General features: G+C 50.0%; 11 protein-coding genes. 6 read left to right on the top strand and 5 right to left on the bottom strand.

What is annotated here, in order from left to right:
- Positions 1-250: 250 nt before the first annotated feature.
- The 4 genes from WKK33_RS10285 to WKK33_RS10270 form a co-directional block, all read right to left on the bottom strand.
- Complete coding sequence (locus WKK33_RS10285) at positions 251-2,881, bottom strand: rhamnan synthesis F family protein (RefSeq protein WP_330003907.1); 2,631 nt, start codon at positions 2,879-2,881, stop codon at positions 251-253.
- 21 nt (positions 2,882-2,902) lie between these two features.
- Entirely contained in the window at positions 2,903-4,738 is a 1,836-nt protein-coding gene (locus tag WKK33_RS10280; RefSeq protein WP_287769281.1) for an ABC transporter ATP-binding protein, read from the bottom strand.
- Positions 4,698-5,552, bottom strand: a complete 855-nt coding sequence (locus tag WKK33_RS10275) for a glycosyltransferase family 2 protein (RefSeq protein ID WP_287769282.1) — start codon at positions 5,550-5,552, stop codon at positions 4,698-4,700. The genes WKK33_RS10280 and WKK33_RS10275 overlap by 41 nt, the downstream gene beginning before the upstream one ends.
- Before the next feature lie 224 nt (positions 5,553-5,776).
- A complete protein-coding gene (locus WKK33_RS10270) occupies positions 5,777-6,997 on the bottom strand; it encodes a glycosyltransferase (protein WP_287769284.1) in 1,221 nt (406 codons plus the stop codon).
- A 136-nt stretch (positions 6,998-7,133) separates the two neighbouring features.
- Between WKK33_RS10270 and WKK33_RS10265 the strand changes: the two genes are divergently transcribed.
- Positions 7,134-7,892 carry a lipopolysaccharide kinase InaA family protein gene (locus WKK33_RS10265; RefSeq protein ID WP_337933721.1) on the top strand — a complete coding sequence of 253 codons (759 nt, stop codon included), beginning with the start codon at positions 7,134-7,136 and terminating at the stop codon, positions 7,890-7,892.
- Positions 7,893-8,035: 143 nt separating this feature from the next.
- Here the strand turns inward: WKK33_RS10265 and WKK33_RS10260 are convergent, their stop codons facing one another.
- The gene (locus tag WKK33_RS10260; RefSeq protein WP_330003901.1) at positions 8,036-8,524 is read right to left on the bottom strand and encodes a hypothetical protein; all 489 of its coding nucleotides are present in this window, start codon (positions 8,522-8,524) and stop codon (positions 8,036-8,038) included.
- Positions 8,525-9,052: 528 nt separating this feature from the next.
- Between WKK33_RS10260 and ftsY the strand changes: the two genes are divergently transcribed.
- The 5 genes from ftsY to dnaB all read left to right on the top strand — a co-directional run bounded on the left by ftsY (position 9,053) and on the right by dnaB (position 14,887).
- Positions 9,053-10,000: a signal recognition particle-docking protein FtsY gene (gene ftsY, locus WKK33_RS10255; protein WP_215758714.1), complete on the top strand. Its 948-nt coding sequence runs from the start codon at positions 9,053-9,055 to the stop codon at positions 9,998-10,000.
- Between the two features lie 8 nt (positions 10,001-10,008).
- Positions 10,009-11,340: a 30S ribosomal protein S12 methylthiotransferase RimO gene (rimO, locus tag WKK33_RS10250; protein ID WP_337933719.1), complete on the top strand. Its 1,332-nt coding sequence runs from the start codon at positions 10,009-10,011 to the stop codon at positions 11,338-11,340.
- Positions 11,337-11,615, top strand: a complete 279-nt coding sequence (locus WKK33_RS10245; RefSeq protein ID WP_309438471.1) for an HU family DNA-binding protein — start codon at positions 11,337-11,339, stop codon at positions 11,613-11,615. Before rimO ends, WKK33_RS10245 begins: the two co-directional genes overlap by 4 nt.
- 11 nt (positions 11,616-11,626) lie before the next feature.
- Positions 11,627-13,282 (top strand): HU family DNA-binding protein, encoded by a 1,656-nt coding sequence (locus tag WKK33_RS10240; protein WP_337933718.1) that lies wholly within the window; start codon positions 11,627-11,629, stop codon positions 13,280-13,282.
- An 84-nt stretch (positions 13,283-13,366) separates the two neighbouring features.
- A complete protein-coding gene (gene dnaB / locus WKK33_RS10235; protein WP_215758708.1) occupies positions 13,367-14,887 on the top strand; it encodes a replicative DNA helicase in 1,521 nt (506 codons plus the stop codon).
- The last annotated feature ends 331 nt before the right edge of the window (positions 14,888-15,218 follow it).

The raw sequence follows: 15,218 nt of genomic DNA, 5'->3' as shown, positions 1-15,218 counted from the left end.
AACAGCAAAAAAACTTCAAGTTTTTCTTGCGTAGAAACATAGAATGCACACCCTCGTTGAAGACCTTGCTTTCTATATAATGGAGCAAGCCAGAAAGAAACGGGTAACGGTCACCCCTAAGCCGAAAGGCTTTAGGGCACAACTCCGCGGTGTGCAGGATTTACCTTGTTTATGTTCAGAGCGTCTATAACGATTTGGACAACATGATTTTATGGCCACGGACGTTATCCATTTCTCTTTGAATTTCTCGTTATAATATCCAGTTTAGTGCCAACAAAATCAACTCTGTTGCAGCAACGGCAATGAGTAAGCGGATTGTACGTAAATGCTTATGCTGCTTCCGTCGAAGACGCATCACATTCATCTGATGTATTGGCGTCCCTTTGTTTGAAGAGCCACCACTTGTTTCCAACCCCATTTCTTCTGTCAGGCTATGATAGACTTGATGGAGGGAGTCTTCGTGATACACTTGGTTGAAAAGCTGAATGGTGCCATGGTTTGGATACTTCAGATAGTTGCCGGCCAACTGTTTCCATTCGTCGAAGGTCATTCGGGTCTCATGTCCGTCGAGCAGGCGATGATAATCGAGGGCATACTCCATAATGCCCTGCAATATCCTGGCATACCTATCTACGCGCACCACTTCTGTTGGATTCGATGCATCGCGGACAAACGATCCGTCATCACCGATGCTATCAGCGGATAACAGCGGAGCCGTGATGAGTTCTTCCTCCAGAATTACCAGGTCCATATCGCTATCATCCCAATGATGCTCATCATAGCTCATAACCTTGTATGAACTTGAGTCACCGTGAGTAGTTGAGAACATGCCGCAATAGATGCGATGGCCAAATACTTCGGTCAGTAAGCGTAGAGAAGTGTAGGCCATGGTTGTCATGTCTACTGTCATTAATCGCTCACCTTCTATATTCAGACTGTCTACATATGCCTTATATCGTGCAGCGTTATCGTCCGCCCATGCCTCCATGTCCTGCTCGTATGTCTTGCAATTACTCTCATCAACCATCTGTCCGTCAAGCTGCTCCTCTGCATAAAGTTGCCAAACTCTCTGCTGATAGCTTCCGTCTTCATAGTGAGCACGATTACGCATGATGAGTGTTCGCGACGCCTCTATGTAATAGGCCTTTATGTCGTTTGGATAGAGTTTCTTATACACTTCGTAGAGTGCGTATCCATCACGGGAAACGAACAGGAGGCCGTCGATGCCTTGCTCATGGGCTACGCGGTGTATATGTTCTACATATCCTACGGCAAGCGGTCCGCCAAGTTCATAGCCAAGTTGGCTAAACGGATCAGGAACATTTCCACAGGAGGCCTTATGCTGCGCCTGCAGAGCTATGTTAACCGAAAGGGCCAGCGATGGGGTCTTCTTCAATTTCTCATACCGCATCATGGATGGCATCAATAGCAGTTGGTCTGTATCTTTCCTACGTTCTACGGAACGCACTCCTTCATTTTCAGCTGAAACGATGTCGGCTTGATGATTGTCTCCTATATGAACCATCTGCCCTGCTTTGATACCCATCTTTTGCATCACCTTCCTAAACAGAGCTCCACCATCTTTACAGGCATTTTCTTCACACGACACAAACACCTCACTAATGGCAGTGTAACCTTTTTCGCGTAACACGCTGAGCAAAAATGCAGAAGGCAGATACATGTCACTCACTGCAATAATCGTTGTGCCTTGACGTAAAGCCTCCTTGTATATCCTAAGGCCATCGGTCTTTGGGGTCAGGAGCCTGCGTTCATAGTCCATTTCCACTTCTTTCATCCCGACATAACGCGTTCCCATCATAGTGTATATTTGGTCGATCGTCACATCGGCCTGATGCTGATGCCGGCGCCGTGCCTCACGCTCTGCTTTTATGCGGCGCTTGGCAAATCCCTTAAGTTTCAGATCCTTCTCCATGAGAGCAAATAAGTCTGTAGGTCTTAGGAACGGTCGTTGGAGCAAGGTGTCGAAGATGTCAAACGACACTACCTGCTCACTGCCAACAATCTGTTCTGCTGTGCACCAACGGTCTTCACGCTTAAATCCTCGATCGATTCGGTCCAGTTGTATAATACCCGCCAATTCGGGATTAATCGTCTGAAGCTCATGCAAAAATGCTTCCGGCGATTCCTGCATATCTTCGCCAAACGCTCCCGTCATGGCTTTCACCTTGACCAGCGGCATACCTAAGCGGAGCATTGTAAGAGGCCACAAAGTCATATTGCCATTCCCACTGTAGAGCGATGCTGCCAGCACCATTTCGCAATCGGGCTTCACGTATACATCACTGACGAATCCTTGGGACTCGAGGACGTCCGTGAAACGACGTTCGTAAAGGTCGACATAATCCCAGAAACCACCCTCCTGCTTGCGGAAGTCGTTGACGAAATTACTAAATATGGGCGAAAGGAACACCTGACGACGAAAGGCCATAAAGAATGACTGTATATGATGACTTCCCTCATTTGAGTCAACGAGTCCCCAGAAATCGCAAGTGCGCCCTGCCATTGCGCTGAATATCGGTTCAAATGGAACGACAGGACCATAGCATGAATCGTTGATCATCAACAGTTCATCCGCGTCTGTCAAGAGTCCATGAGTGAGTGCCCATTGGTATCCTATACGATAGGATCCAAAGTCGTAGCTTCCGTGACGGTGGCAGATGGCATGATCGATGTAGGGAGCAATCCTCTGTATCTGTTTTTTATCCAGGTCGTTGTCGGCCACAAAGACTATGGCGTCAACGACTTTCCTTAATTCGCCTAACATATATACCACATAGTCTGCAACGCGGTTATCCTTATTGTAAGAGGCGAAAATAGCCACTCGTGTGGCATGGGATGGACTGAAATCTATGGTGTTCATTCTTGATGTATTCTCTCAATTTTATAACTGCTGCATGTCGTAGAGCCGTTTGTAGTATCCGTTGCGGGCAATGAGTTCATGATGCTGCCCATGCTCCACAATCTCGCCTTCGTACATAACGAAAATCTCATCGGCGTTCTTTATAGTCGACAGTCGATGGGCTATCGCAATGGTTGTGCGACTCTTCATCAGTCTTTCCAGAGCCTCCTGCACAAGTCGTTCGCTCTCTGTGTCAAGGGCAGAAGTGGCCTCGTCCAAAATCAGGATTGGAGGATTCTTCAAGATGGCACGGGCTATGCTGATGCGCTGACGTTGTCCGCCAGACAATCGTCCGCCACGGTCGCCAATCATCGTATTGTAACCATCGGGAGACTCCATGATAAACTCATGCGCATTGGCTATCTTGGCAGCTTCTATCACCTGTTCCATAGTTGCATCCTCAACACCAAATGTGATGTTGTTATAAAAGGTGTCGTTGAACAAGATAGCTTCTTGGTTCACATTCCCTATAAGTCCACGCAAGTCATGAATAGCATAGTCGCGTATGTCGTGACCATTGATCAGGATTTTACCTGATGACACATCGTGATAGCGAGGGATGAGATCGACCAACGTCGACTTGCCCGAGCCCGACTGACCAACGAGAGCAATTGTCTTTCCTTTGGGCACTCGTAGACTCACATGTTTCACCACATCGCGTCCTTCCACATAATGGAATGAAACATCATCCAAGGTCACCTCCGTTTCAAAGTCTTTTAGCCTGATGGGTGTAGCAGGATCCTTAATGGGATTGTCTGCCTTTAGAATAAAGTCAATACGATCCATGCTGGCCAATCCAAGGGGAATTTGGTAAGTGGCTTTTGACAACTCCTTCAAGGGATTGATGACGCTGTATAGGATAACCATATAGAAGATGAACGTAGAGGCATCTATCATGTTTGTGCCATTGAGGATGAGCCATCCGCCAAACCACAGAACAATGACAATAACCACAGTTCCTAAGAATTCAGACATGGGATGGGCCGCATTCTGCCGAATAACCATGCTACTCATTCCACGGCGATAATTGTCATTAATTGAACGGAAACGGCGTCCCATCTTGGTTTCAGCGATGAATGCCTTGATAATGCGTAGTCCGCCTAATGTCTCATCAAGCTGGGCGATGATATCACCCCATTGTGACTGCACTGCTACTGACTGACTCTTCAACCTGCGACTAACTTTGCCCATTCCCCAACCAGCCACAGGTGTCACAAAAATGACAAATAGCGTAAGCTGCCATGATACAGAGAGCATTGTGGCAAAGCAAACCAAAATAGCAATCGGTTGTCGGATGAGCATGTCGATGCTCGATGTGATGCTGTTCTCCACACCTTGAACATCGGCGCTCATACGGGCTATGATGTCGCCCTTGCGTTCTTCACTGAAGAATGAAAGCGGAAGACGGAGCACTTTGTTGTACAACTCCGTGCGAATGTCACGCACAATACCAGTACGCAGTGGAACCATAACGGCAGACGAAGCAAAAGTTCCAGCCGTCTTTATGGCAGTCATCACAATAAGAACGACGCCCATAAGTACCAATGTCAGAAAGGCACCATGGTTGGCGATAAGTTCCTGAACATAAGCATAGCCATTGTTGACAATAAGATCCTTGTCAAGTGTCTCAACAGTCCAAGGACGATAGTGATAAACGGTATGATCAATCTTAAAGAGGATGTTGAGTATAGGAATAAGTACAACGAACGAAAAGACATTCATCCATTGGGAAAAGAAATTGAGCACGATAGCCCACGCCAGATAGGCGCGATATGGACTAAGGTAGCGCGACATGATTGATAGAAACTGTTTGAGCATTCTGAGTTGTGAATTTTGAAATAACGATGATTTTTGAAACTTTTGATGTGGGTTCCTCTACTTTCAGCTGTTTCTGCTGTTCGCATAACTTGGCTACCATTATCAGTTGATAATAAGCCTCCAAACAGGCAAAAATGAAGCCTGGCAAGCCATCTCGGAAACCGCCTTTTAACAGATAGGCCTTCAGGAATCTATGAATCGGCCGAAAGACCAAAGATGAAGTGCCAAAATGCCGGGCCTTTCGCTTTGGACATTCATTATCTGTGTATATGTCTGTTTTCTGTAATCTTGCCTTTATGGAGTCATCTTGATAATGCTCAAAGGCGACCATGCCATTTTTCGGAGCATGAACCAAACGCCCGTCTACTTTTGGCTGAGTATGAATAATGGCAGGCCAACACACCTGACTCTTACGGAAGAAACGCAACTGATAGTCGGGATAGAGAGCATGCATAAACTGCCCCATAAAGTAGTTTCTACGAGGAAGGAAAATACCATCCGGCGTTGTCTCTTGGGCCGTTTGGGCATAAAGGTATTTACGCATTTCTGATGTAACCACTTCGTCTGCATCAACCACCAATACCCACTCATTGCTGGCTTGACTGATAGCAAAGTTACGGGCATGCTCCACGATGTTATAGTCTTTTCTCTCAAAAGTGACGATTTTGCAACCATAACCTCTGGCTATGTCCAAAGTATGATCGGTGCTTTCCATATCACATACAACAATCTCGTCAAAGTCTGTAACAGACTCCAGCGTCCTCTCTAATTGCTTTGCAGCATTATAGGTGTTAATTACAACTGATATAGCCATTTTGAATCAATATGGGGTTGTTGTTATAGGGTTGAACATTTTTTACAAATTACTGTTTATTAGAGCATTACGTTCTATCCCAGCTTGTTAGCGCTTTGGGAAATGCGTATAGTTCCCCTAACACTCTCGTATTTCGGTAGAGATACGGGCATATCAAATAGTGAATACAAGCGTATCAAGTGTTGAACTACGCGCGTATCTGACAGTAAATACGCGAAAGTTTTTTAGAAGAGTGCGCAGAGCTGACTAACACTCGATTGGGGTGAGAACATCCAGCGTCGCTCTTCTACATTTTTCAGAAGCGAAGTTTGAAGTTTGTTGTTATTTAGAATTTCTAGCATGGCATCCCGCATTGCAGATGTGCTGCCCACGGGAACAAGCACCCCCGCTTGTCCATGGTCGAGAATTTCTGATGGACCAGTTGGACAATCAGTAGCGGCCATGAGTTTACCCAGCATAAGACCTTCAATGAGTACGGTGGGCAGGCCTTCAAACTTTGAACTGAGCAGCAGCAGCTTGGCCTTGGCCATCCATGGATACGGATTTTCCTGAAACCCGAGCAACACGACGTCAGCACGAAGGCCAAGGGTGTCTATATGGTTCTGAAGTTGGACGCGACTGTGGCCTTCACCGACGATGTAAAGTTTCGGCACATTGGATCCTCTCAACAAGCTGTATGCGTTGATAAGGGTAGTGAGGTCTTTCTGATTCTCTTCTAGCCTGGCAACAGTAAGCATGAATGGCTTGTTGATCCGGTCGTCGTTCACCGGTTCTTGTGCACGCTGGATAATGCGCTGCAAATCTACCGGATTGTAGATTCTATGAAAATGGTCTTTCAACTCCGGCATGAGAACTTGCGCCTCCTTAAGCATCGCATCACTTAGCAAAACGACCTTGTCATAAACAGACATTTTTGCTATTTGACGACGTAGATGACGGGCGTCATGCTGACGGACAGCATCGAGGCTAAAATGATAAAAGCTGATCATGCGAGGACCATGGATACCTTTCAAAAAAGAACCATGCGTGCAGTCAAAATCTATAATTACGTCATACCCTGATGACATTTCGTGAAGTTGGTGACGGGCTGATGAGCGGCGAATAGGATTGAGCAATAGTTCATCACCAATACCCAACAAACTCTTGCCATGGGTTATTTTACGACGCTTATACCAGGTGAGAAGGCGATTCTCAACCAGATACACCACCTTTACTCCTTTCGGGATGCGCGCCTTGTACACTTCCAAATCTTCCATGCAGACGTTGATGCAAAGAGTTACCTCGTAGCTGGTCTGGGAGACAAGTGCGTTCAGGTACTCAACAAGTACGGTGTCAATGCCGCCATCAAGAAAGCGGCTGAGCAAAAACAGCACTTTGCCACGCATCGGAGATCCAGGCTCTGATGGAAGTTGCATGGACGATAAGTTGGTTTGATTTGTATCCATTTCTCATGTTCTTTTACACCTAAAATTACATCCTCGCCAAAATCTTGCATGGAAAAGGAGAAAACTTTAATTATTCTCTGATTTTTATCATCTTACTTGTCTAACCTCGCGATATTTTGTACCTTTGCTATCGCTTATGGGACCATTACATTATGAACTATCAACTGGCTTTGCTGACAGAGCGCAGCAATTTCTTTCCCTTCCACAGCAGTTTGAGGAAGGGAAAGGAATGCTGATATTCAAAGGGCGCAATGAAATTCGTTGCTTTGCCATGAAAGGCAGGAATGTTGTTGTGAAAAGGTTCAAAGCCAACAATAGGTATAAGCAATGGTTGAGCCTTTTCTCTATGGGAAAAGCTAAAAAATCGTTTCTGAACGGAAAGAAGCTGAGCAAACTAGGAATCAACACCCCTTTGCCAATCGGATATGTGGAAATGAGGCGATATGGCATGGTTGTCCAAGATTATTATGCCTGTGAGCTTACAGATTGGCAACCTATAGTTCTTGGTCTGATAGTCCAACAACCTTATGACAAACTGTTGGCTTCTTCTTTTGCCAGATTCGTTGCCATGCTGCATGAAAAAGGCGTACTACACAAAGATCTCAATAGCACAAACGTACTTTACCGGAGATCTGAAAGCGGCTATGATTTTCAGCTGATTGACATCAATCGCATGCGCTTTGCCACAGAAAACACGCCATTTTCAGAAAAGGAATGTTTCCAAAATCTTACGCTATTCTCAAATAATGACGATATGTTCCACTATTTCTTATGCAAGTATATAGAATCACGTGGTTGGAGCCAAGCATTACTGGAGAAAGCCCTAGACATAAAAGCAGCACATGATAAGCATTGGGAATACAAGCAGATGCTTAAGCGCAAATATAAACGATAGTTTGTAATTATCAAAAATCCCATTACCTATTGTCGGCTGACAATGGTAATGGGACACGAAGAGAGTTATGTTATTCTACCCGTCCTGCAGACATTCCCATGCCCGCGTGGACTGTTTGCATGAAGCATGTTCTCATTCTATAATTACATCTCCCTTAATTCGCAATGGCCCACGCCTTCTATCTTATCTATGACGAGTAAAAGCATAGGCCGCATGGTATAGCTCATGCCGCGCTGACCTAGCTTTACACGATAGGATAAAGTCAGCTCGCTGCCCTGACAAGTAAGCGCTATAGGCTCAATTTCCTTATAGTCATTTGTTGCGGGCAACGCCACACCAATAACCATCTGCTTAGAGAAATCGATCTTTGTAGGCGTCCCATTCTTTCCCATTGTTGCTGCAGGCGAGAACAGACGCTCAAAATCCGCTTGTGAAGTAATGAGAGACTCTTGCGGGATCTCGGTGTCGTTTCGGAAGAAGTAATTGTGGCCCATCTGATACTTCACTTTCTTACCTCCAATTTTAACACTGGAAAGGTGCTGATGATCCTTACTGCCAAACTTGCTTGACACGCAAGATGCGCTGGTTAATACCGTGGCCATAACAGCCAATGCGATTACAATCTTTTTCATTCTACTTATGTTGGTTTACTGCCTCATATATACCAAGCAGCACAAAACCTTGCATAAGAAAGGGTATTTTGTCTTTAAAAACATTTTCAAACACTAGTTCACTCAAGAATCCGACACAGCTCTTTACCAAAGGTCTTAACAATACGTTTCGTATAAATGCTTCCACTCTGACAGGACAGGCGTCCACAGAGCACATATACACATCCCCACTCTGACAAAAGAATCGTTTAGGCATACCACACTACCTCCCTTAATAATCCAAGCGATCAACAAGTCGCCTTGTTCTTTATGCTGTCACATAAGAGAATGTTGGCCGTAACGGCTATGCATATCAACCCTGCCCACACCCCTCATAATCCCCATTTACAATAAATTAGGTATAAAAAGCAGAAATGCAACAAATAATAGCCTCAACATCGAATAAATTTAGTATCTTTGCATATTAATATGCCCTTCGGTGTAGCGAAAGCCACCCCCTCGCGCTCCACCCACGGCACATTCATCAATTTGCTCACACCAATTATCAAGATGGGAATTTTCGGATTATTCAGCAAGAAAAAGAAAGAGACCCTTGACCAAGGGTTGGAGAAGACCAAGCAGAGCGTCTTCACCAAGATCAGCCGCGCCATCGCCGGCAAGTCGAAAGTCGACGACGAGGTGCTCGACAACCTTGAAGAGGTGCTCATCACCTCCGATGTGGGCGTGGACACCACGCTCAAAATCATACGCCGCATCGAGGAGCGCGTGGCACGCGACAAGTATGTGTCGACATCGGAGCTCAACGGCATTCTCAAGGACGAGATTGCATCGCTGCTCACGGAGAACAACACCGCCGACGCTTCGGGCTGGGACCTTCCCACCGACCACAAGCCGTATGTAATACTGGTGGTGGGCGTCAATGGTGTGGGTAAGACCACCACCATCGGCAAACTGGCATGGCAGTTTAAGCAGGCCGGAAAGAAAGTTTACCTCGGAGCGGCCGACACCTTCCGCGCCGCCGCCGTGGAGCAGATACAGATCTGGGGCGACCGTGTGGGTGTGCCCGTGGTGAAGCAGCAGATGGGCGCCGACCCCGCCAGCGTGGCCTTCGACACCCTCCAGAGCGCCAAGGCCAACGGGGCCGACGTGGTGCTCATCGACACAGCGGGCCGACTGCACAACAAGGTGGGCCTCATGAACGAGTTGAAGAAGATCAAGGACGTGATGAAAAAGGTGGTCGACTCCGCTCCCGACGAGGTGATGCTGGTGCTCGACGGATCGACCGGACAGAACGCCTTTGAGCAGGCCAAGGAGTTCTCGGCCGTGACGCAGATCACATCGCTGGCCATCACCAAGCTCGACGGCACCGCCAAGGGCGGCGTGGTCATCGGCATCAGCGACCAGCTAAAGGTGCCCGTGAAGTACATCGGACTGGGTGAGAAGATGGAAGACTTGCAGCTCTTCAACAAGAAGGAATTCGTTGACTCGTTATTCTAACACCAAAAGTGAAGAAAAATCAGATAGATATCATCACGATGGGGTGCTCCAAGAACCTCGTCGACTCGGAACAGCTCATGCGCTTGTTTGAGAACCACGGTTACCACTGCGTGCACGACGCCAAGCGTCCGCAGGGAGAGATCGCGGTTATCAACACGTGTGGCTTCATCGAGGACGCACGCGAGGAGAGCATCAACACCATTCTCGAGTTTGTGGAGGCCAAGAACGAAGGCCGACTCAATAAGCTTTATGTCATGGGATGCCTCTCGCAGCGCTATCAGAAGGAGCTCGAGGCCGAACTGCCCGAGGTGGATAAGTTCTACGGCAAGTTCAACTTCAAGCAGTTGGTCAACGACCTCGGACCGGCCGACACTACTGATGCCGACAACGAGAGTTTCACACGCCGACGCACCGACGCCAACAGCCTTCGCAAGCTGACTACGCCTTCCCACTACGCCTACATCAAGATAGCGGAGGGATGCGACCGCCATTGCGCCTATTGCGCCATCCCCCTCATCACAGGCCGACACGTTTCACGACCCATCGAGGACATTCTCGACGAGGTGAGGGAACTGGTTGGGCAGGGCGTCAGCGAGTTCCAAGTCATCGAGCAGGAACTTACCTATTACGGCGTAGACCTCTATGGCCGCACGCGCATCGCCGAGCTGGTGAGCCAAATGGCCGACATCAAGGGGGTGAAGTGGATCAGGCTCCACTACGCTTACCCCAACCAGTTCCCCATGGAGCTGCTCGACGTGATGCGCGAGAAGCCCAACGTGTGCAAGTACCTCGACATCGCATTGCAGCATATCTCCGACTCGGTGCTGAAACGCATGCACCGCCACGTTACCAAGGACGACACATTGGCCCTGCTGAAGGCCATCCGCGAGCGGGTGCCGAGCATCACCCTGCGCACCACGCTCATGGTGGGATTCCCCGGCGAGACCGACGACGACTTCCAGGAACTCATGGATTTCGTGCGCACACAGCGCTTCGACCGCATGGGGGCCTTCGCCTATTCGGAGGAGGAGGGCACCTATGCGCAGTTGCATTACGAGGATGATGTGCCCGAAGAGGTGAAACAGCAACGCCTCGACAAGCTGATGGCGTTGCAACAGACCATCAGCGAGGAGCTGGAAGCGGCCAAGGTGGGAACCACGCAACTCGTGGTGATCGACCGAAAGGAGGGCGACTACTACGTGGGGCGCACCGAGAGCTGCTCGCCCGAGGTGGACCCGGAGGTGCTCATACCCGCCGAAGGTCGCACGTTGCGCACCGGACACTACTACCAGGTGCACATCACCGACAGTGACGAATTTGACTTATACGGAGAAGTATGAACAACAAAGAGTATATAGCCGAGCTGGCGCAACAGTCGGGTTACACGCAAACCGATACGCAGAAAATGGTGGCCGCCGTCATCGAACAGATGGGCGACAGCTTCGAGGAGGGAAACAGCGTGCTCATTCCCAACTTCGGAACGTTCGAGGTGAAGAAGCGACTGGAGCGAATCATCGTCAATCCCGGCACGCAACAACGTATGTTGGTGCCTCCAAAACTCGTTTTGAACTTCCGCCCAAAGGAGTCGGTCAAGGACAAACTCAATAAGGCTTAGTATTCCCAACCATGAGCAAGATAGGATTTAAGGAGCTCTCTCTGGCGCTGGTCGACAAGTATGGACTGGAGCGAGAAGCGGCAGAGCAGTTTGTGGAGAAGATGTTCGACGTGCTCTCCAAGGGCATCGAGACCGACCGACAGGTAAAGGTCAAGGGATTGGGCACATTCAAGGTGGTGCCCGTGGCTTCGCGCAAGAGCGTGGATGTGAACACGGGCGAGCCCATTGTCATCGAGGGGCGCGACAAGGTTTCGTTCACTCCCGATAGCGCCATGCGTGAGTTGGTGAACCGACCGTTCTCGCAATTCGAAACCGTTCCCATTAACGACGGGGTCGACTTCACGGCTATCGATGAGCATTTCGCCAATGTGGAGGAAGGAACCGAAGACATCATCATGACCGACAACGACGAAACGGTGACCGAACCGATCACGACCGACGCTGCAAAGCAAGACGACAAGATGGCGGAAACCTCTGAGGGCGAAGCTGCCTCTGGCACAACCAACGTGTTGGGAACGCAGCCAGACGAAACGGCTTCGACTAAGAACGACGAAACCGAAACCACATACGGCGAGGGCATCAACGACCATTCAACCCACCAAGGCGGCACTCCCGAAGAGACGGTTGTGGCAGCAAAGACCGTCGTCTCCGACAATGAGCCCATCAAAACAACCGAACCTATGAAACGAGAAGAATCATTCACGCCTGTGGCTCCTGGCTCTGAGCCCATTGAGGGAACCACTCCCAATGAGGCCAACGGCCCTTCCCATCCCACGGAAGGAGCCACCAACGACGAGCAGGATGAAGTTTCTGAAAGCATCAACGACGCTGCTGCGCCAACAAACGCCACTTCAGAGCAGACCAACGAGGACCAACCTCGCCCAACGTCGTCGACCAAGACAACGGCTGAGATGGTGCAAACCGTGTCGGAAACCGAACGTGAGATCGACGATGCGCGCAACCAGGTCATCCTAATGCAGCAAGAAATGGTTCGCCATAACCGTTTCATGCGCTGGTTCCTGGGCATTTCGGCTTTCCTGTTGCTGGCGTGTGTGGCTGGCATCTTCTACCTGGCCATGCAGATTTCGCAACGCGACCACCGAATAGAGCACCTGGAAGCGGCTGCCATTCTTGCCTCGCGAACGCCGCAAGGAAAAGCCATCCTCAACGCATCGGTCGACTCTGCGGCTGTGGCGCAAGCCAAAAAGGACAGTCTGGAGGCGGCGCGCAAATTGCAAGAGGACGAGGGGGCTCGCCAGAAAATGGCCGAAGCCGAGCAAGCAAAGGCCAAGCAGGTGGAACAAGAAGCCTCCAAGCGAGGGGCCGAACAAGCCGAACGCGCCAAGAAGGAGGAAGCTGCCAAGAAGGCCAACGAAGCCGCTGCAAAGCAAAAGGCACAACAACACAAGCCTACTGAGGCCAAGAACAACAGCAAGGAGCAAGATAAATATAATAAGGATGTACGCATCCGTACGGGCGCATACACCATTATCGGTATTGATCGAACCGTTACGGCAAAGGCTGGACAGACGCTCGAGGGCATCAGCCGCACCCAACTCGGACCGGGCATGGAGTGTTACATCGAGGCCGTCAACCCGGGTCGCAAGCAGTTGAAGGCGGGCGACAAGGTCAATATCCCCAAACTCAAACTGAGAAAGAAAAACTAAGGCGGGCGCATTGGCCCACCAACCCAGCAGGGTGGCATGTCTATCGAATAGGCGTGCCGCATCTGCCCAACACCACAAACAATCATGCCAGAAACAAATAACACCTCGGCCAACCGCCGAAAGCGCACGCCTGCGCCCATCGACCCTACCTACGGACATCTGCAGCCGCAAGCGGTCGACGTGGAGAAGGTGGTGCTCGGCGCGCTCATGATCGACAAGGACGCCTTCTCCGTGGTATCGGAGATGCTGCGACCCGAAACGTTCTACGAGCCGCGACACCAGAAAATTTACCAAGCCATACAAACGCTCAACATGGCCCAGAACCCGGTCGACATCATGACCGTGGCCAACGAACTGCAGAAAGAGGGCACACTCGACGACGTGGGCGGACCAACCTACGTGGTGGACCTCACGGCTCATGTGGCGTCGTCGGCCCATATCGAATACCACGCCAAGATTCTCCAACAGAAATTCTTGGCCCGCCAGCTCATCTCCTTTGCCTCGGTCATCGAGACGAAGGCCTTCGACCAGACGGTAGACGTGGACGACCTGATGCAGGAAGCGGAGAGCAACCTCTTCGAACTCTCGCAGAAGAACATGCGAACCGACTACACGCAGATCGACCCTGTGCTGCGACAGGCCATGGAGATGTTGCAGAAGGCATCATCGCAGACCAGTGGCCTGACGGGCATTCCGTCGGGATACACGGGGCTCGACAACATCACCTCGGGTTGGCAGAAGAGTGACCTCGTCATCATCGCCGGTCGACCGGCCATGGGTAAGACCTCGTTCGCTCTCTCCATCGCCAAGAACATTGCGGTCGATTACAAGGAGCCCATCGCCTTCTTCTCATTGGAGATGAACAACGTGCAGCTTGTAAACCGTCTCATCTCTAACGTTTGTGAAATCGAGGGACGCAAGATCATGAACGGACAGCTCTTCCCCGACGAGTGGCAACGCCTCGACAAGTATATGGCTCGACTCACCGGCGCACCGCTTTACGTGGACGATACGCCTGGTATGTCGATCTTCGAGTTGCGCACAAAGGCCCGCCGACTGGTTCGCGAGAAAGGTGTGAAGATCATTATGATCGACTATCTGCAGCTCATGAACGCCAATGGCATGCGCTTCGGAAGCCGTCAGGAGGAGGTGTCGACCATCTCTCGCTCGCTCAAAGGATTGGCCAAGGAGCTCGATGTGCCCATCATCGCCCTGTCACAGCTCAACCGTACGGTGGAGAACCGTGAGGGATTGGAGGGCAAGCGACCACAGTTGAGCGACTTGCGTGAGTCGGGAGCTATCGAGCAGGATGCCGATATGGTGCTCTTTGTGCACCGTCCTGAGTATTACCACATCTACCAAGACGAAAAGGGCCACGACCTTCGCGGCAAGGCGCAGATCATCATTGCCAAGCACCGTAAGGGCGCCACGGGCGACGTTCTGCTGTCGTTCCAAGGCCAATACACGCGCTTCCTCAACCCCGAGGATGCCGCTCCCGCGCCTCTGTCAGACAGCATGGGAGGCGAATACATCGGCTCTCGCATGAACAGCGACGACCTCGGCGACGACGATCCGTTCCCCGCCCCAGTCGCCCCCAGCTTCTAACCCAATTGCGCCCAGCTTCTATTCCAGTTGCACCCAGCTTCTATCCCAACAGCAAAGTGGCCCTATTAAATAAGGATATCGGCGCTAACGAAAGGCAAACGCCACTCTGACAGCAGCCCATCGATAAGCTAACGAAAGGCAAACGCCACTCTGACAGCAGCCCATCGATAAGCTAACGAAAGGCAAACGCTACTCTGACAGCAGCCCAACGATAAGCTAACAAAAGGCAAACGCCACTCTGACAGCAGTCCATCGATAAGCTAAGGGATAGCAAACTGTCTTAAACGGATTTAGCTTGTCATGTTTTCCACCCCTTAAATTATCTGAAGAT

The organism is Hallella sp. (assembly GCF_037460745.1).
Taxonomy (GTDB): Bacteria; Bacteroidota; Bacteroidia; order Bacteroidales; family Bacteroidaceae; genus Prevotella; species Prevotella faecis.
The sequence above is the reverse complement of the archived record's forward strand: the minus strand, read 5'-3'. Positions and strand labels throughout refer to the sequence as shown.